The organism is Aeromonas sp. ASNIH4, from assembly GCF_002934425.1.
Taxonomy (GTDB): Bacteria; Pseudomonadota; Gammaproteobacteria; order Enterobacterales; family Aeromonadaceae; genus Aeromonas; species Aeromonas hydrophila.
On record NZ_CP026217.1, the window covers coordinates 2,163,524 to 2,181,954 of the forward strand.

An 18,431-nucleotide genomic window follows, 5' to 3' on the forward strand; every position below is an offset into this window, starting at 1 on the left:
TCAGGCGCGCTGCTTGGCAAAGAAGTCGAGGCAAGCCTGCTTGTCACCCTGGAAGATGATGCGTTCGCGCTTGTTGCCAAGCTGGTAAAGGTACATGGGATCGTAATAGCGGGTCAGCAACAGGGTGATCCAGGCCAGGTGCAGCGAGGTATCACCGCTGCTGGCTTGCTCGGTGAGCGCGCTCTGCATCAGGGCGTCCAGCTCGCGATGGGCCTGATCGCCAAGCCGGCGCTTGAGTCTGGCCAGTGCATCGGTCAGGTAGGCGGCAAACAGCGGCCAGCCCTCTTCGGCGCCAAACATCGCCTGATAGCGCAGCCAGAGATCGTGCACATAGTCCTGGCGGATCTGTTCGGCGCGCTCTTCTTGCGGCACCTCGACCACCACCAGCGGCGCCTGGCTCATGGCATCGAACAGTGGATTGGGCAGGCAGCAGCGGCCGATGAGACGGCTCTCGTCTTCCACCACGAACGCCTGCTCACCCTGATGGCGGCGCTTGAGCAGCTCGATGGCCAGGTTGTTTTCAAAGTTGATGTTGCTGGGCTGGCCGCCGGGCAGCTGGCCAAACGACGACCCCCTGTGATGGGCATGGCCTTCCAGATCGAGCGCCTGGGCCACCTCGGCCAGCATGTGGGTCTTGCCGGAGCCGGTCATGCCGGTCAGCACTGTCCATTGGCACTGCGCCGCCGCTCCATCGAGCGTGTCGATGAGGAAGCGGCGCAGATCCTTGTAGCCGCCAGCGATCCGCGGGCGGGTAACCCCCACCTCATGCAGCCACTGCTGCACCGTTTGCGAGCGCAGGCCGCCGCGAAAGCAGTAGAGCACGGCATCCGGTTGCTGGCGCAGCTGGGCCAGCCAGCCCTCGAGGCGTTCGGCCCGCACGGCGCCACCGACCAGTTGATGGCCCAGTGCAATGGCGGCCGCCTGCCCCTGCTGCTTGAAGCAGGTACCGACCTGGGCACGCTCATCATCCGTCATCAACGGCAGATTGGTCGAGCAGGGGAAGGCCCCCTCCTTGAACTCGATGGGGGCGCGCAGGTCGATGAGCGGAACGTCATCCAGAAAAATCCGGGCGTAATCCGTGGCCAGTGGCAGTGCACTCATTGGACAACCTCGATGAACTGGTTGCCGGTGCGGGCCTGCAGCTGGCCGATGGGGGAGAGGGTCAGCCCTGCCTGTGCGGCAATGGCGAGGAGCTCGGCTTCACTTTCTTTACCGACGGCTACCAGCAGGCCGCCGCTGGTCTGCGGGTCGCACAGGATGTTGCGGGTGCGATCATCCATGGCGTCCAGCTTGTCGCCATAGGAGTCGAAGTTGCGCAGGGTACCGCCCGGTACGCAGCCCTCACTCAGGTAGTAATCCACCTCGTCCAGCAGCGGCAGCGCCTTGAAGTCCAGGCGGGCACTGACGCCGGAACCTTCGCACATCTCCAGCAGATGGCCGGCCAGACCAAAGCCGGTCACGTCGGTCATGGCGTGTACGCCGGGTAGTTCGGCAAAGCGCTGGCCAATCTTGTTGAGGGTGCACATGGCGTTGGGGGCCAGTTGCTCGTGCTCGGGTTTGAGCTTGCCCTTCTTCTGAGCAGTGGTGAGGATGCCGATGCCAAGCGGCTTGGTCAGATAGAGGGTGTCACCCACCTTGGCGGTGTCGTTCTGCTTGATGGCATCGAGCGGCACGATACCGGTCACCGCGAGGCCGAAGATGGGCTCGGGGGCATCGATGCTGTGGCCGCCGGCCAGAGAAATACCCGCTTCGTGGCACACCTGACGGCCGCCGTCGATCACCTGCTGGGCCACTTCCGGCGCCAGGGTGTTGATGGGCCAACCGAGGATGGCGATGGCGACGATGGGTTTGCCGCCCATGGCGTAGATGTCGCTGATGGCGTTGGTGGCGGCGATGCGGCCGAAGGTGAAGGGATCATCGACGATGGGCATGAAGAAGTCGGTGGTGGAGACGATACCCTGACCGTTACCGTTACCGATATCGACCACGGCCGCGTCATCCTTGCTGCTGTTGCCGACCACCAGCGTCGGGTCGTCAAAGCCCGGGATCTGGCTCTTGAGAATGGTGTCGAGCACCTTGGGAGAGATTTTGCAGCCGCAGCCAGCGCCGTGGCTGTATTGGGTCAGACGAATGGAAGACATACTTTCCCCTTGTGTGTGCAAACTTGCGTGTACAAATAAGTGCAGCGGCTCTGTGGAGCCGTCAAATGTGCGCGTATGCGCGCGAAATTCGGGTGGCCTTGGCTGGCTTTGAGCGCAGCGATGTCAGGCAGCCGTGCAAGGCAGTCTGGCAGGACGGGGGAGGAGAGGCGACAGATGCGCCGGCGCAGCCCCGCCAAGGGCCACAGGACGGGCCATTATGCCACAAATGGCCGCTCTGGTTCGAACTGGAATTCACACAAAGCGCAGGGAATTGGCGGGTTTAGAGGAAAGGGTCAGCCTTCGCCATGACGCTGACAAGGCTCTCCCCCGCATAGCCCCGAAGGCGAGCCGTGCTGCCATCGGGGCCATCTTTTGGTGGGGAACTTAGCCGGCTTGCTCCATCACCGGCTGGCGAGTCTTGCCGAGCCGGCGCAGGCGCCGTTGCAGCGGCCGCTCCAGCAGGGTGTAGCTGAGGGACGAGAGCCCGATCAGCACCGCCAGCATCAACAACGTGGCTAACACACCCAGTAAGGGGTTGGTTTGGGCATACCACCACTCGGTGATCCCCGGCGCCAGATAGTGGACAAGCTCGCAGCCGGTGAGCAGCACCAGCGCATGGAGCAGGTAGATGGAGTAGGAGAGATCCCCCAGCCAGTTGGTGAAGCGGTTATCCAGGAGGCGCAGCAGCGGGCTCTGGCGATCGCCCTGGCAGGCGGCAATCCAGATCAGCAGCACGTAGGCGCTGATCAGCAGCAGGGTCAGCTGCGGCGTCATGGTGAACTGCATCAGCGCGAAGGGGAGCAAAAAGGCGAGCAGCAGCGGCAGATCCTGCTGCATCATGGGCCGCTGGCGGGCAGCCTTCACCTTGGGCAGCAGCCAGAGCCCGAGCACGAATTCACTTACCCCGCGCCCAATGGCCAGCGCCCCGCTGGTGACATCCAGGGTACCGCGACTGTGCACGATAAAGGCCAGCACCGTCAGGGCCAGCAAGGGGGCGAGGTTGCTCCAGCGGCTGCGGGTGACGGCGAGCGGAATGAGCAGCGGAAACAGCAGATAGCTAATCCACTCCACGCTGAGCGACCAGGCGGCGAAGTTCCAGGTCAACCCGTGATCGGTTACCACCTGCAGCAGCAACAGGCTGCTTGGCAGCGCCTCGGCCGGGGTAAAGGGCGAGCCGAAAGGAGGCATCCCTTCCCACTCCCACATCTTGAACAGGGGGCCGGCGTAGAAGCCAATCTCATGGTGGGCCTTGTAGAGCTCCCAGCCCAGCAGCAGCAGCAGGGTCACCAGGTAGAGGGGATAAACCCGGGTCAGCCGCAGCCAGAGGAAGCGGCCATAACCGATGGTGCGGGGCGTGCGGACAAACGCCTCCCCATAGACATGGGCCAGCACCAGCCCGCTCAAAATAAAGAACAGATCGACCCAGAGGTAGCCGTTCTCGATGAGTTGGGTGTGGCCGGCGATCGACTCCATCCACTGAGGAAAGAGCAGCAAGCGGGCATGGAACAGCACCACCATCAGGGCAGCGATGCCCCGCAGCGGCGTCAACAGCGGCAATGATTGATTCATGACGGGATCCTTGATGATGTTCAGCTTGGCCTGACATCGATTTTTGTTGTGGTGCCGCTCATCAACCCTGATGAGTCGGCTGCCCAGGCTTGGCGGCCACAGGCGGGATAACCCTACCTAAAAGAGAGTCATACGGGTGTGATTGTCGTCATGAATGCGCATTTATCATCCAAAAACCAGCAAGGAATCCGCGCTGCAGCGAAGGTGAAGAGGGGATCTAGACTAGGGAAGTCATCCATCAGCGTGCGAGGATTGTCCTAATGAAACTCTATGCCCACCCTTTCTCATCCTACAGCCAGAAGGTATTGATCGCCCTCTACGAGAATGCCACCCCGTTTGAATACCGGAATCTCGAAGAGCCGGCGGCCAACGCCGAACTTGCCGCCCTCTGGCCACTCAAGCGCTTCCCCGTGCTGCTGGATGACGGTCGCTGCATTCTCGAGAGCAGCACCATCGTCGCCCATCTGCAGGCGTACCACCCGGGCCCCGTCTGCCTGATCCCGCCTGGCGATGCGGGTCTGGAGGTGCATATGCTGGATCGCGTCTTCGACAACTATGTGATGACGCCGATGCAAAAAGTGGTGCTGGATGCGCTGCGCCCGGTCGCGGATCGCGACCGTTATGGCGTAGCGGAGGCCCGCGAGCTGCTCGATCAGATCTACCCCTGGCTCGATCAGCGGCTCGAAGGGCGCCACTGGATTGCCGGCGCAGACTTCACGCTGGCTGATTGCGTCGCCGCCCCCTCGCTCTTCTACGCCGATTGGGCCCATGAGATCCCTGCTGGTTATGGCCGTCTGCGTGCCTATCGCGCCCGTCTGCTCAATCATCCCTCCATCGTGCGGGTAGTGGAGGAGGCCAGGCCATTTCGACATTACTTCCCGCTGGGCGCGCCGGTGCGTGATTGAGCGGGATGGTTTGTGGCGGGCTAAGTATTGCCGCCCCGGGCAATGTGCGAGGCGGACAGGATATGGCGTTATCAACAGCAGGGGAAAAAACAGTGATATTCACTCAGGTGAGTGAGTATGCGATTACGGCCGATATTTCCCCGAGTAATTTTTAATGTTGATGCGTAATATTTCATGTTTTTGCATAAAGCAAATGCCTGGAATGTCCCTGCTGGTGGGCTGTGTATGCCATGTCAGGGGTGAAAGAGAGATGAGAATCTGGCTAACGATGCGGCAATTCCAGGTTGAGGATGGCAGTCGTCAGTTGAAGAGGAGAGATATGGGTCCCCATCGTTGTTGATGGCAAAGTCGGGGGGAGGTTATCTCTTTGGCGGCCGCATAAAAAAAGCCCGCTTTGATCGCGGGCTTTTTGATGGCTTGCCGGACCCAGTCCTGGCCCGGATCTGGAACCGGGGACAAGGGGGCTGCGCTGGTCTGCTCGGCTTAGCGGGCGCGTACCACCAGCCCCTTGAGGTAGAAGCCTTCCGGATAGGCGGTACCGATGGGGTGATCGGATGCCTGGGACAGGAGCTCCAGGATCTGGGCGTCGCGGCCGGCATCGAGCGCCGCATCGGCGACGATCTTCTGGAACAGGCTCTGCTCCATCAGACCGGAGCAGGAGTAGGTCAAGAGCACGCCACCCGGCGCCAGCAGCTGGAACGCCAGCATGTTGATGTCCTTGTAGCCGCGGCAGGCGCCCAGCAGCTGGGCCTTACTTTCGGCAAACTTGGGAGGATCCAGCACGATGACATCGAATTTCTCGCCCTTCTCGCGGTATTCACGCAGCAGCTTGAACACGTCGTGGCGGACGAACTGGGTGTTGCTGGTATCCAGCCCGTTCAGTTCGGCGTTCTGGCGGGCGATGTCCAGCGCATTTTGGGAGAGATCGACGTTGACCACTTCCTTGGCGCCGCCCTTGAGGGCGTAGACGCCAAAACCACCGGTGTAGCAGAAGCAGTTGAGCACCCGCTTGCCTTCGGTGTACTTGGCGGCAGCCTGGCGGTTGTCCCGCTGATCCAGATAGAAACCGGTCTTGTGGCCGTTGCGGATGTCCACCAGGATTTTGACGCCGCCGTTCTCCTCGATCACCACCGGCTCGGTCGGGGTTTCGCCATAGATGACGCCGGTACGCTCTTTCAGTCCTTCCTTCTTGCGTACTGCCACGTCGGAGCGCTCATAGATGCTGCACTCGGGGTAGAGGGTACGCAGTGCTTGGGTGATCAACTCGCGCTGGAACTCTGCACCGGCAGAGAGAATTTGGCACACCAGAAAGTCGGCATAGCGGTCGATGGTCAGACCCGGCAGGCCGTCGGATTCGGCGGCGCAGAGGCGATAGCCGGTGAGGCCCTGACGCTTGATGAGCCCGTCGCGGGACTCCTGGGCATATTTGAGGCGACGGATGAAGAAGTCGAGATCGACTGTTTCATCTTTGTCGAAGGTCCAGACCCGGGCGCGGATCTGGGAGCTGCCGGACCAGGCACCGCGGGCGAGCCACTTGCCATCCTGGGTGTAGATCTCGACGGTATCGCCATCAATGGGGTTGCCCTGTACCCGCTCGATCCCCTTGGAGAAGATCCAGGGGTGGCGACGCAGCAGGGATTTTTCGCGGCCTTTGACGAGATAGATGGAAGCGCTCATGGGGGTTGCCAGATGGTCAAAAGAAAAGGTTCATCGCGGCTTTCCGGGGAAGGCCGCCTTGATTTTCAGAAAAAAGTATTCTGAGTCCCTAAATCCATATGCCATACGCTTTATCACTTTGATCTTGTTGTTCACCCCTTCCAGCACACTCGTGTGCATCGGGTAGTTTGCACTCGCCAGGATCCCCCGCATATATTTCGATAAATTTCGACCAAATCGTTGCAGCGGCGCTAGCCCGCTTTCCTTCACCTGCCGCATCCAGCTCCGCCATCGTCGCCATCCTTCCCACACGCTCGGCGCATACCAGATGCCCTTCAACCCCTCTTTCAGCACGTACACCATCGCCAGCGGTTGATTCGCCGCCAACAGCTCCTGCAACTTCACATCCTGTTTTTCACTCAACTTCGCCCGATTACGTAGCAGCAACCAACGCGCACTTTTGACCACTTTTCGCGCCGGTTTATCGCTTTTCAGTGCATTCGCCTGCTCCACTCGCACCCGGTCCACCACCTCTCGGCCATAGCGAGCCACCACGTGGAACAGGTCGTAGACCACCTCCGCCTGCGGGCAGTGTTGCTTCACCTCCAGGTCGAACGCCGTGTTCATGTCCATCGCCACCGCTTCAATCTGCTGGCATCGCTCGCCGAGCTGCTCGAAGAAGGGACGGATAGCGGCCCGGCTGTTGCCGTGCCCCACCCACAGGACGCGGGTTCGCTCGGCATCCATGATCACGGTGGCATAGCGGTGTCCCTTGTGCAGGGCAAACTCATCCATCACCAGCCGCCGCACCTCCCCAAGTTCGATGGTGCCCACACTGGTCTGCAAACGGCGCTTGTCGATCTCCTTGATGGTGTGCCAACCGACCCCGGTGAGCTGGCTGACATGGCGGATGGGGAGGTACTGAACGAGCGCTTCAATCCAGCACTGCATGCGCCGGGTGAGGCGGGAGCCAGAGGGGAGCCAGTCGATATGTTCACTGACGCGACCACAGCGCAGACAGTCGACGCGGCGAACAGGCAGTTGTAACCAGACTTGTCGGTCAAATAGGTCTCGCTCACGCACCCGGCGGATACGTTGGTCGTGGATCAATGGCGTGGGTTGCAGGCATCGGCGACAACGGGGCAAGAAGTCGGCGCGAGGCTCAAGGGTAAACAGGGTGTGATGGTTGGCAGAAAGCGCTTGGGCGATGACGGTATAACCTGGCCAGAAGGAGGCAATATCAATATGATGCACGGCGACAGCAGGGTGATGGTGGTGGTGTGTTTGGAGACAGCCAGTTTACCAGCACCCTGTCTGTCAACTTCCACTTCCCCAAGATCCCGCGAAGAACCAAAGAAAAGGGGCCACATTCTATGTGGCCCGCTGGCAAAACTCAAACAACCTTGGCAGATAGCGTCAGGCTCTGGGCGCTTGTTGTTAAAAAAATCAGATCTTTAGCCCCTTCAGTGCCTGTGCCAGCTCGGTAGCGGTGGCCTTGAGGCCGGCGGTGCCGGCCACCGAGGCGCTGGCGGACTCTTCCACCTGGCCCGCTTCGTGGCGTACCTGATCCAGATTGCGGGTGATCTCCTCGGCCACCGAGCTCTGCTGTTCGCTGGAGGTGGCGATCTGGGTGCTCATCTCCAGCACCGCATCGCTGTGGTTGCTGAGCTTGTCGATGTCGAGCCCTACTTCGCTGATCAAGGCCTGGCTGCTGGCGGCGCGACCTACGGTTTTCTCCATGATGTCGTTCAGCGCGCCGGTGCCGGCCTGCAGCTCTTCGATCATCTGCTGGATCTCCACCGTGGCCTGCTGGGTGCGGCTGGCAAGAGTGCGTACCTCGTCGGCCACCACCGCGAAGCCGCGGCCCTGTTCGCCGGCGCGGGCCGCCTCGATGGCGGCATTGAGGGCCAGCAGGTTGGTCTGCTGGGAGATGGCGTTGATGACGTTGACTACTTCGTTGATGCGATTGGCGTTGTGGGTCAGCCGTTCCACCGCGCCGGAGGCGTTGCCTATCTCGTCAGCCAGGGTACGGATGGCAGTGATGGTGCGTGATACCCGGGCGGCGCCGTTGGCTGCCTCTTCGCTCGACTGACGGGTCTGCTGCAGGGTGTCGTTGGCGTTGCGGGCCACTTCGCGGATGGCGGCGGACATCTGCTCCATGGCGGCGGCCAGGGAGTCCATGTGCTGGCGCTGGGAGCGGGCCATGCTCTCACCCTCGCTGGCATGATCGCGAAACTCGTCGGCGGCCAGGGTGAGCGCCTCGGCGGACTCTTCTACCAGTTGCACTATCTTGTGTTGGCGGTCGGTGAATCTGTCGATGCTGCCTGCCAGAATGGAGAATTCGTCGCGAACCGGGAAGAAGTTGAGACGGAAGGTGAGATCGCCATCCGCCACGGTCTGCAATGCCTTGTTGGTGGAGTAGAGCGCACCGGAGACAAAGGTCATCAGGTAGTGGGTGACCAGCGCCAGCAGGGCAGCCAGCACGGCGATGATGGTGAGCGTGGTGCCCTGACCATCCCACATGGAGTAGCGGGAGGCATCCAGGGTGCCGGTGACGACCCCGGCCTGACCGGCGCTGGCGCCATATCGATAGATGTCGCCCTGCCGGGTTAACCCTGTGTTGCCGGTCGGGCTCAGCGTGAGCTCGGCCGGCAGGGTGAGACCTGCGTGCTGGCTCGATAGCTGGGCACTGAGTTCGACCCGCTGCTTGAGCTGATCCAGGCGCAGCTGCATCTGTTGCTGGTGGCCGTCGGCCAGCAGATACCAGCTGAGAAAGGCGATGAACAGCAGCGGGCACCAGAAGGTGATGAGAAATTTTTCGCTGATCGTGAGGTGAATGAGATAACGGTCAACCCACCGAAACTTTACTTCTTTCATAATGGTATTGCGTCCTGCAAGGGGATGAGAGTGTCGCGCTCATTATCGCCTTGGGGGGAAATTTCTTAAGGGGAAGGTGTGAGAAATGGGAGAGCAATCGTTTGTCGTGCGAGTGTGGGGCCTGGTTCAGGGGGTGGGGTTTCGTTACTTCACCCGGGAGCGGGCGCTGCAACTGGGGCTGCGGGGCCACGCCTACAACCTGGAAGATGGCTCGGTGGAGATCCTCATCTGCGGGCCGGAGCAGAGCGTGCAAATGATGCTGGGTTGGCTGGAACGCGGGCCGCGCACCGCCGAGGTGACCCGGATGGAGTATGAAGTGGCGCCACCGCCCAAGGGGAGCGGCTTTCATACCAATTGAGTGCCTCGCCAATGACGCCGAACAGCCATGAAAAACGGGAGCCACACAGGCTCCCGTTTGCATCGATGGCACTCTTGAGTCAGCCGGCCTGGGCGGCATCGGCGATGGCCTGGGTCTTGGCCAGCACCGCCTGCAGGGCGGGGCGTTTGGCCAGACGATCCCGATAGGCTGCCAGCTTGGGGGGAATGGTCTGTTCGAAGCGGGTGGCCCACATCAGGGTATGGGCCAGCAGCAGATCGGCGATGGTTACCTGCTCACCCAGCAGGTAACCCTGCTCGGGCACCCAGGATTCGGCGATGGCCGCCGCCTTGTCGAACTCCCACTTGGCGGTGGGGAAGATGGCCGGCAGGCGTTGGGCCTCGGGCAGAGCGAAGCGGTGCTTGCCGATGGTCCACAGTGGCTGCTCCAGCTCGCAGGTGATGAAACTGACCCACTGGGCGTGCAGCGCCGAGGCCTGGGTCCCTCTGGCCGGCAGCCAGTGCGGGCCATACACCTCGGCCAGGTACTGCATGATGGCGGCGGATTCGGTCAGCACGAACTCCCCGTCCTTGAGCACCGGCATCTTGCCGCTCGGGTTGAGGGTCAAAAACCAGTCGCTGCGGTTCTCGCCCTTGGCGAAGTCGAGAAACTGGAACTGCCATGCCACGTCCAGCTCTTCCAGTAACCAGGATACGCGCAGGGCCCGGCTGACGGGGGTGCCATATAAGGTGATCATGCTTGCTCCTTGCCTGATGAAGGGGGCCATGGGCCCGAAGTGAATCGCCAGTCTAGGCAAATTACCCAAACGCAACAAGCACCGAAGGGGTGAAGCGCGCACCATCCAGGGCGTTCAGTGGGGAGAGGAACGAGGGAAGGGGGCGAAGAGGGAAAAATAAAAGGGAGGCCGCAGGCCTCCCTTGATTGCTTGATGACCGGGCTGCGCTTACTTGACGCGCATGCCGGGCTGGGCGCCTTCCTGCGGCTCCAGGATCCAGAGATCCTTGCCGCCCGGGCCTGCCGCCAGCACCATGCCTTCGGACATGCCGAAGCGCATCTTGCGCGGGGCCAGGTTGGCCACCATCACGGTCAGCTTGCCTTCCAGATCTTCCGGGTTGTAGGCGGACTTGATGCCGGCAAACACCTGGCGGGTCTCACCGCCGATATCCAGCTGCAGCTTGAGCAGTTTGTCCGCTTCCGGTACTGCTTCGGCCTTCTTGATCAGCGCAACGCGCAGGTCAATCTTGGCGAAGTCGTCGTAGCTGATGGTCTCGCTGATGGGATCGTCTACCAGCGGGCCGCTCGCTTTCGGTGCCTGCTCTTTGGCCAGATCTTCCTTGGACGCGTCGATCATGGCTTCGATTTTGGCCGGTTCGATACGGGAGAACAGCGCCTTGAACGGGGCAACGGTGTGATCAACCAGAGGCATTTCGACACCATCCCAGCTGAGGGTTTCGGCCAGGAAGGCTTCGGTACGCTCGGCCAGCAGCGGCATCACCGGCTTCAAGTAGGCCATCAGCACCCGGAACAGGTTGATGCCGACGGAGCAGACCGCCTGCAGCTCGGCATCAGCGCCTTCCTGCTTGGCGATGACCCAGGGAGCCTTGTCATCCACGTAGCGGTTGGCTTTGTCGGCCAGCGCCATGATCTCGCGGATGGCGCGGCTGAACTCGCGGCTCTCGTAGGCTTCGGCGATGGCAGTGCGGGCGTTGGCGAACTCGGCGTAGAGCTCGGGCTCGGCACAGGTTGCCGCCAGCTTGCCGTCGAAACGCTTGGCGATGAAACCGGCGTTGCGGGAAGCCAGGTTGACCAGCTTGTTGACCACGTCGGCGTTGACGCGGGCGACGAAGTCATCGAGGTTCAAGTCCAGATCGTCGATGTGGCTGTTGAGCTTGGCGGCGTAGTAGTAACGCAGGCACTCCGGATCCAGGTGATTGAGATAGGTGGAAGCCTTGATGAAGGTGCCCTTGGACTTGGACATCTTGGCGCCGTTGACGGTCACGTAGCCGTGCACGTTGACCTTGGTCGGCTTGCGGAAACCGGCGCCTTCCAGCATGGACGGCCAGAACAGGCAGTGGAAGTAGGCGATGTCCTTGCCGATGAAGTGATAGAGCTCGGCCTCGGAGTCCGCTTTCCAGTAGCTGTCGAAATCGATGTCGCCGCGCTTGTTGCACAGGTTCTTGAACGACGCCATGTAACCGATGGGGGCGTCCAGCCAGACGTAGAAGTACTTGCCCGGGGCGCCGGGAATTTCGAACCCGAAGTAGGGGGCGTCACGGGTGATGTCCCACTGCTGCAGGCCGCTTTCGAACCATTCCTGCATCTTGTTGGCCATCTCTTCCTGAATGGCGCCGGAGCCGCGCACCCACTCTGCCAGCCATTTTTCAAACTGCGGCAGATCGAAGAAAAAGTGTTCGGAGTCCTTCATCACCGGGGTGGCGCCGGAGACGGCGGATTTCGGATCAATCAGCTCGGTCGGGCTGTAGGTGGCGCCGCAGCTGTCACAGTTGTCGCCATACTGCTCCGGGGACTTGCACTTGGGGCAGGTACCCTTGACGAAGCGGTCCGGCAGGAACATGGACTTTTCAGGATCGAACAGCTGGGAGATGGTGCGGCTCTTGATCTTGCCGCCGGCCTGCAGACGGCCGTAGATCAGCTCCGCCAGCTCGCGGTTCTCGTCGCTGTGGGTGGAGTGATAGTTGTCAAAACTGATGTTGAACCCGGCGAAGTCGGCCTGGTGCTCCTTGGAGACGGCCGCGATCATCTCTTCCGGGGTGATCCCCAGCTGTTGGGCCTTGAGCATGATCGGGGTGCCGTGGGCATCGTCGGCACAGACAAAGTGCACCTGGTGACCGCGCATTCGCTGATAACGAACCCAGATATCGGCCTGGATGTGTTCCAGCATGTGGCCAAGATGGATGGAGCCATTGGCATAGGGAAGGGCGCAGGTTACCAGCATTGTACGAGGATCAGTTGCCATATAGTCGTTCTTGATGTGCTTGTTGGGATGATAGAGTGCCGTGCATGTTACCCGAATTGGGGGTAGCCTGCCTAGGGTTGTGGCTCGTCCGCCCTGCCGGCACACGCTGGTCGACCAGCAGGCAAGCCACTGATTTGTGTGCGGTAACCGTTCACCTCAAGATAAAGACAAGATAATGAGGAGTTAATGGTGATTGATTCAGTAAAACAGATCCTCGCCGAATTTAAGCCAACATGCTGGGGCAAGGATCTGGTGGCTGCCGGCTTCGTGCGCAGCATCGACAAACAGGGCTCGACGCTGACCATCAAGCTGGTGCTGCCCTTTGCAGGCCACTCCCTGTTTGAGCAGATCAAGCAGGAGTTCGATGCCCGCCTGCGCAGCGCCACCGGCGCCACCCGTATCGACTGGGTGGGCGAAATCGAGGTCGCCAGCCTGCCGCGAGCGCAAGGACTGGCGGCAGTGCAGGGCATTCGCAACATCATCGTGGTTGCCTCCGGCAAGGGCGGGGTGGGCAAGTCCACCACCGCGGTCAACCTAGCGCTGGCGCTGCAAAAGGAGGGGGCGCGGGTCGCCATTCTGGATGCGGACATCTATGGCCCCTCCATTCCGACCATGACCGGAACCTTGAAGGAGCGCCCCGTCAGCCATGACGGCAAGCTGATGGAGCCGGTGATGGCCTGCGGCCTCAAGAGCAACAGCATCGGCTATCTGGTGGCCGAGCAGGATGCCACCATCTGGCGTGGCCCCATGGCGAGCAAGGCGCTGGCCCAGATCCTCCACGAGACCCGCTGGGGTGAAGTGGACTATCTGGTGGTGGACATGCCACCGGGTACCGGCGACATCCAGCTGACCCTGGCCCAGCAGGTGCCGACCACGGCGGCGGTGATCGTCACCACGCCGCAGGACGTGGCGTTGGCGGATGCCCGCAAGGGACTGGCCATGTTCAACAAGGTCAGCGTACCGGTGCTCGGCATCATCGAAAACATGAGTTACCACGTCTGCAGCGCCTGTGGTCATCATGAGCCGCTGTTCGGTACCGGTGGTGGCCAGAAGATGGCGGAACAGTATCAGGTGGCGCTGCTTGGCCAACTGCCGCTGCACATCGACATCCGCCAGCACATGGATGATGGCTGCCCAACCGTGTTCGGCGCCCCGAGCGGGGAGCTGGCAGAGGCCTATCTGAAACTAGCCCGTCGGGTGGGGGCTGAACTCTATTTCAGCGGTAAACCGATTGCGACCCCCCTCTATGCCATGGCGCTGGATGAATAATCGGCGGTCGACCGCCTGGGGTGGATTTGAGGGTGGGCATGGCTCACCCTTTTTTATATAATGGATCGGTTTAAACCATCCCCACTGCTCTTCTCTTTAGGTATTTTCAATGTCTGATACTCAACATTCGTGTGTGATCATCGGTATTGCTGGTGCATCCGCTTCCGGCAAGAGTCTTATAGCCCAAACCATCTATGAAGAGCTGGTGGCCGAGCTGGGAGCCGGTCAGATTGGCGTGATCACCGAAGATTGCTACTACCGCGATCAGACCCACCTGACCATGGAAGAGCGGGTCAAAACCAACTATGACCACCCCAACGCGCTGGATCACGATCTGCTGGTCCAGCACCTGAGCCAGCTGGTACAAGGTGATGCGGTCAATATTCCCCAATACTCCTATACCGAACATACCCGCATGAATGAAGTGACCCCGTTCGCACCGCGTCGGGTGATCATTCTGGAAGGGATCCTGCTGCTCACCGACAGCCGCTTGCGGGATCTGATGGATGCCTCCATCTTCATGGATACGCCGCTCGACATCTGCCTGCTGCGCCGTCTGGTGCGTGACGTGCAGGAGCGTGGCCGGACCATGGATTCTGTGCTCAAGCAGTACCAGAAGACGGTACGCCCCATGTTCCTGCAGTTTATCGAGCCTTCCAAGCAGTACGCGGACGTGATCGTCCCCCGTGGCGGCAAGAACCGCATCGCCATCGACATGCTCAAGGCGCGTATCCGCCACATGTTGATTGGTTGAGAGATATCAAGCCGGGTGATGCCCGGCTTTTTTAAATGAACAATTTGTCAGGAGAGTCGCCCAATGCGTCTTTGTGATACCGATATCGAACGTCATCTGGATGAAGGCAAGATCGTCATTGAGCCCAGACCCGGTATTGAACGGATCAGCGGCGTCAGCGTCGACGTGCTGCTGGGCAACGAGTTTCGGGTGTTTCGCGATCATACCGCCCCCTATATCGATCTGAGCGGCCCCAGCAGTGAAATGGCCGACGCCATCGACCGGGTGATGAGCGATGAAATCCATGTGCCGGATGGCGAAGCCTTCTATCTGCACCCGGGTCAGCTGGCCCTGGCGGTGACCTATGAATCGGTCACCCTCCCTGCCGACATCGTGGGCTGGCTCGATGGCCGCTCCTCCCTGGCCCGCCTCGGGCTGATGGTGCACGTGACCGCGCACCGCATCGATCCGGGCTGGTCCGGTCGCATCGTGCTGGAGTTCTACAACGGCGGCAAGCTGCCGCTGGCGTTGCGCCCCAAGATGAAGATCGGTGCGCTGAACTTCGAGATGCTCTCAGGTGTGGCGGCGCGTCCCTATAACAAACGGGAAAACGCCAAGTACAAGAGCCAGCAGGGAGCGGTTGCCAGTCGTATCAATCAGGACTGAGATCGGATCGACAGTCGAGCCGACGGCAATGTGTTAAAAGAGGGCGCCGATGGCGCCCTTCTCCATTCACTTGGGCAGGTGGATGTGGCAAAGAGGGCAGGGCGAGGGAGTGATCTTGCCTGTCATTTGTACAAATAGGGCGATACGGTCGGTCGAAAATTGACGGAGCCTAAGTGGGTGATAGTGGTTTTTGCGGCATACTGATGATGAATTGTTCCCGTTTGGGGACTGTTTTTGTCAGGCAAGGTCTGTTTAATTAATCTGTGACAAGCCGCATGGAGACTGGCTCTAAGCTATTTGCAGACGGAATGCTCTTTTTTTTTCTTACTGAAATATTTCAACAACGGGTATGGCGTTACCAGCCTTCTGGCATAATCCGCCGCAACTCATAAACAGGTTCGTTTTTTATGTTTGAAATGTTTAGTGGTTTGGGTTTGTGGTGGTCAATCGGTTTGGTATTGGCCGTTTTTTTTGTGTTGGCCTATGAATTCATCAACGGCTTTCACGATACCGCCAACGCGGTAGCAACGGTTATCTATACCAAGGCGATGCCGGCACACATGGCAGTAGTGGCCTCCGGTCTGTTCAACTTTGCCGGGGTCATGATGGGGGGGCTGGGAGTGGCTTATGCCATTGTTCACCTGCTGCCCATCGATCTGCTGCTGGGGATGGACTCCACTCAGGGTCTGATCATGGTGTTCTCCCTGCTGTTCTCCGCCATCGTGTGGAATCTGGGTACCTGGTTCTTCGGGATCCCGGCGTCCAGCTCACACACGCTGATCGGCTCCATTCTGGGGGTAGGCGGCGCCTATGCCTGGATCAGCCATCAACCGCTGCAGGAAGGCATCAACGTCGCGAAAGCCATCGACATCATGCTTTCCCTCATCATCTCTCCCACCGTCGGTTTCATCATCGCTGCGCTGCTGCTGTTTGCCATGAAACGCGTCTGGCAGGGCAGCAAGATCCACAAGACCCCGGAAGAGCGTCTGCTGGTGGATGGCAAGAAGCATCCACCGTTCTGGGCACGTCTCACTCTGGTGGCGTCTGCCATGGGCGTGAGCTTTGTGCACGGTTCCAACGATGGCCAGAAGGGCATCGGTCTGGTGATGCTGGTGCTGATCTGCATGGCACCTGCCTATTTCGCACTGGACATGAACAGCCGCTCCTATGACCTGGATCGCACCCAGGATGCCAATCAGCGCATCATGGAGATCTATCAGCGCAACCATGAGCAGGTTTCCAAGGTAGTGAACTTCAGTGTGCCAGCTCAGGCCCAGGAAGAGTTGATGACCCACTGTGCTGCCGATGGTGCCCTGCAGGCCATGGCCACGCTGGACAATCGTCTTGCCCAGGTGCGGACCTATGAAGAGATGGACCTGACCGATCGCCGTGAAGTGCGCCGTCTGTTGCTGTGTATCGACGATACCGCTCGCAAGGTGTCCAAGCTGCCGCTGCCGGCCAAAGAGCTGACTGACCTTGCCAAATGGCGCAAGGATCTGACGGCCACTGCTGAATATGCACCGACCTGGGTCATCGTCTCCATCGCGCTGGCGCTGGGGTGTGGCACCATGGTGGGCTGGCGTCGTATCGTCTACACAGTAGGCGAGAAAATCGGCTCATCCGGCATGACCTACAGCCAGGGGATCGCAGCCCAGATCACCGCTGCCGCTTCCATCGGCGTGGCCAGCTTGACCGGGATGCCGGTATCGACCACCCACATCCTCTCTTCTGCGGTAGCGGGGACCATGGTGGCCAACAAGTCGGGCCTGCAGAGCCAGACCATCAAGACCATCCTGATGGCCTGGGTGCTGACCCTGCCGCTGACCATGCTGCTCTCTGGTGGTCTGTTCCTGATCAGCCATCATCTGTTTAGCTGATTGCAGATACCAAAAGCATGTTGAGAAAGGGCCCTTGCGGCCCTTTTTTCAGGTTCATCGCGGCTTTCCGGGGAAGGCCGCCTTGATTTTCAGAAAAAAGTATTCTGAGTCCCTAAATCCATATGCCATACGCTTTATCACTTTGATCTTGTTGTTCACCCCTTCCAGCACACTCGTGTGCATCGGGTAGTTTGCACTCGCCAGGATCCCCCGCATATATTTCGATAAATTTCGACCAAATCGTTGCAGCGGCGCTAGCCCGCTTTCCTTCACCTGCCGCATCCAGCTCCGCCATCGTCGCCATCCTTCCCACACGCTCGGCGCATACCAGATGCCCTTCAACCCCTCTTTCAGCACGTACACCATCGCCAGCGGTTGATTCGCCGCCAACAGCTCCTGCAACTTCACATCCTGTTTTTCACTCAACTTCGCCCGATTACGTAGCAGCAACCAACGCGCACTTTTGACCACTTTTCGCGCCGGTTTATCGCTTTTCAGTGCATTCGCCTGCTCCACTCGCACCCGGTCCACCACCTCTCGGCCATAGCGAGCCACCACGTGGAACAGGTCGTAGACCACCTCCGCCTGCGGGCAGTGTTGCTTCACCTCCAGGTCGAACGCCGTGTTCATGTCCATCGCCACCGCTTCAATCTGCTGGCATCGCTCGCCGAGCTGCTCGAAGAAGGGACGGATAGCGGCCCGGCTGTTGCCGTGCCCCACCCACAGGACGCGGGTTCGCTCGGCATCCATGATCACGGTGGCATAGCGGTGTCCCTTGTGCAGGGCAAACTCATCCATCACCAGCCGCCGCACCTCCCCAAGTTCGATGGTGCCCACACTGGTCTGCAAACGGCGCTTGTCGATCTCCTTGATGGTGTGCCAACCGACCCCGGTGAGCTGGCTGACATGGCGGATGGGGAGGTACTGAACGAGCGCTTCAATCCAGCACTGCATGCGCCGGGTGAGGCGGGAGCCAGAGGGGAGCCAGTCGATATGTTCACTGACGCGACCACAGCGCAGACAGTCGACGCGGCGAACAGGCAGTTGTAACCAGACTTGTCGGTCAAATAGGTCTCGCTCACGCACCCGGCGGATACGTTGGTCGTGGATCAATGGCGTGGGTTGCAGGCATCGGCGACAACGGGGCAAGAAGTCGGCGCGAGGCTCAAGGGTAAACAGGGTGTGATGGTTGGCAGAAAGCGCTTGGGCGATGACGGTATAACCTGGCCAGAAGGAGGCAATATCAATATGATGCACGGCGACAGCAGGGTGATGGTGGTGGTGTGTTTGGAGACAGCCAGTTTACCAGCACCCTGTCTGTCAACTTCCACTTCCCCAAGATCCCGCGAAGAACCTTTTTTCATGGCCTTAAAAACGTGCGTGTGATGTCAGGCTCCTACCCGCCGGGTTTCCAGCCTAACCAT

At 60.2% G+C, this 18,431-nt stretch carries 15 protein-coding genes; 6 read left to right on the forward strand and 9 right to left on the reverse strand.

Annotated elements, in window-relative coordinates; genetic code table 11:
- From mnmH to C2U40_RS09955, 3 genes are all read right to left on the reverse strand, one after another.
- Positions 1-1,101 (reverse strand): tRNA 2-selenouridine(34) synthase MnmH, encoded by a 1,101-nt coding sequence (mnmH, locus tag C2U40_RS09945; protein WP_103828053.1) that lies wholly within the window; start codon positions 1,099-1,101, stop codon positions 1-3.
- A complete protein-coding gene (gene selD, locus C2U40_RS09950) occupies positions 1,098-2,141 on the reverse strand; it encodes a selenide, water dikinase SelD (protein ID WP_103828054.1) in 1,044 nt (347 codons plus the stop codon). Before selD ends, mnmH begins: the two co-directional genes overlap by 4 nt.
- Positions 2,142-2,525: 384 nt before the next feature.
- Positions 2,526-3,710: an acyltransferase family protein gene (locus C2U40_RS09955; protein WP_103828055.1), complete on the reverse strand. Its 1,185-nt coding sequence runs from the start codon at positions 3,708-3,710 to the stop codon at positions 2,526-2,528.
- A 260-nt stretch (positions 3,711-3,970) separates the two neighbouring features.
- Here C2U40_RS09955 and C2U40_RS09960 point away from each other — a divergent pair, with 260 nt between their 5' ends.
- Positions 3,971-4,615 carry a glutathione S-transferase family protein gene (locus C2U40_RS09960; RefSeq protein WP_103828056.1) on the forward strand — a complete coding sequence of 215 codons (645 nt, stop codon included), beginning with the start codon at positions 3,971-3,973 and terminating at the stop codon, positions 4,613-4,615.
- Positions 4,616-5,098: 483 nt separating this feature from the next.
- On the opposite strand, the gene C2U40_RS09965 is transcribed toward C2U40_RS09960, so the two are convergent.
- From C2U40_RS09965 to C2U40_RS09975, 3 genes are all read right to left on the reverse strand, one after another.
- Positions 5,099-6,292, reverse strand: a complete 1,194-nt coding sequence (locus C2U40_RS09965; RefSeq protein WP_029300865.1) for a class I SAM-dependent methyltransferase — start codon at positions 6,290-6,292, stop codon at positions 5,099-5,101.
- Positions 6,293-6,322: 30 nt separating this feature from the next.
- On the reverse strand, positions 6,323-7,525 hold the full coding sequence (locus C2U40_RS09970; RefSeq protein WP_081000878.1) for an ISL3-like element ISAeme19 family transposase: 1,203 nt from the start codon (positions 7,523-7,525) through the stop codon (positions 6,323-6,325).
- A 192-nt stretch (positions 7,526-7,717) separates the two neighbouring features.
- Positions 7,718-9,148: a methyl-accepting chemotaxis protein gene (locus tag C2U40_RS09975; RefSeq protein ID WP_103829280.1), complete on the reverse strand. Its 1,431-nt coding sequence runs from the start codon at positions 9,146-9,148 to the stop codon at positions 7,718-7,720.
- Between the two features lie 85 nt (positions 9,149-9,233).
- Between C2U40_RS09975 and C2U40_RS09980 the strand changes: the two genes are divergently transcribed.
- Positions 9,234-9,506, forward strand: a complete 273-nt coding sequence (locus C2U40_RS09980) for an acylphosphatase (RefSeq protein ID WP_005300975.1) — start codon at positions 9,234-9,236, stop codon at positions 9,504-9,506.
- A gap of 79 nt (positions 9,507-9,585) precedes the next feature.
- Here C2U40_RS09980 and C2U40_RS09985 read toward each other — a convergent pair whose 3' ends face one another.
- Together C2U40_RS09985 and metG are read right to left on the reverse strand one after the other, a co-directional pair.
- Positions 9,586-10,221 (reverse strand): glutathione S-transferase family protein, encoded by a 636-nt coding sequence (locus tag C2U40_RS09985; protein ID WP_073350325.1) that lies wholly within the window; start codon positions 10,219-10,221, stop codon positions 9,586-9,588.
- Positions 10,222-10,428: 207 nt separating this feature from the next.
- Complete coding sequence (metG, locus tag C2U40_RS09990) at positions 10,429-12,462, reverse strand: methionine--tRNA ligase (protein WP_103829281.1); 2,034 nt, start codon at positions 12,460-12,462, stop codon at positions 10,429-10,431.
- A 186-nt stretch (positions 12,463-12,648) separates the two neighbouring features.
- Here metG and apbC point away from each other — a divergent pair, with 186 nt between their 5' ends.
- From apbC to C2U40_RS10010, 4 genes are all read left to right on the forward strand, one after another.
- Positions 12,649-13,731 carry an iron-sulfur cluster carrier protein ApbC gene (gene apbC / locus C2U40_RS09995; RefSeq protein ID WP_103829282.1) on the forward strand — a complete coding sequence of 361 codons (1,083 nt, stop codon included), beginning with the start codon at positions 12,649-12,651 and terminating at the stop codon, positions 13,729-13,731.
- A 109-nt stretch (positions 13,732-13,840) separates the two neighbouring features.
- Positions 13,841-14,485 carry a uridine kinase gene (udk, locus tag C2U40_RS10000; RefSeq protein ID WP_103829283.1) on the forward strand — a complete coding sequence of 215 codons (645 nt, stop codon included), beginning with the start codon at positions 13,841-13,843 and terminating at the stop codon, positions 14,483-14,485.
- Between the two features lie 63 nt (positions 14,486-14,548).
- Positions 14,549-15,130: a dCTP deaminase gene (gene dcd / locus C2U40_RS10005; RefSeq protein ID WP_011706092.1), complete on the forward strand. Its 582-nt coding sequence runs from the start codon at positions 14,549-14,551 to the stop codon at positions 15,128-15,130.
- A gap of 407 nt (positions 15,131-15,537) precedes the next feature.
- A complete protein-coding gene (locus C2U40_RS10010) occupies positions 15,538-17,007 on the forward strand; it encodes an inorganic phosphate transporter (protein WP_011706094.1) in 1,470 nt (489 codons plus the stop codon).
- Between the two features lie 54 nt (positions 17,008-17,061).
- Here the strand turns inward: C2U40_RS10010 and C2U40_RS10015 are convergent, their stop codons facing one another.
- A complete protein-coding gene (locus tag C2U40_RS10015; protein ID WP_081000878.1) occupies positions 17,062-18,264 on the reverse strand; it encodes an ISL3-like element ISAeme19 family transposase in 1,203 nt (400 codons plus the stop codon).
- Positions 18,265-18,431 lie beyond the last annotated feature (167 nt).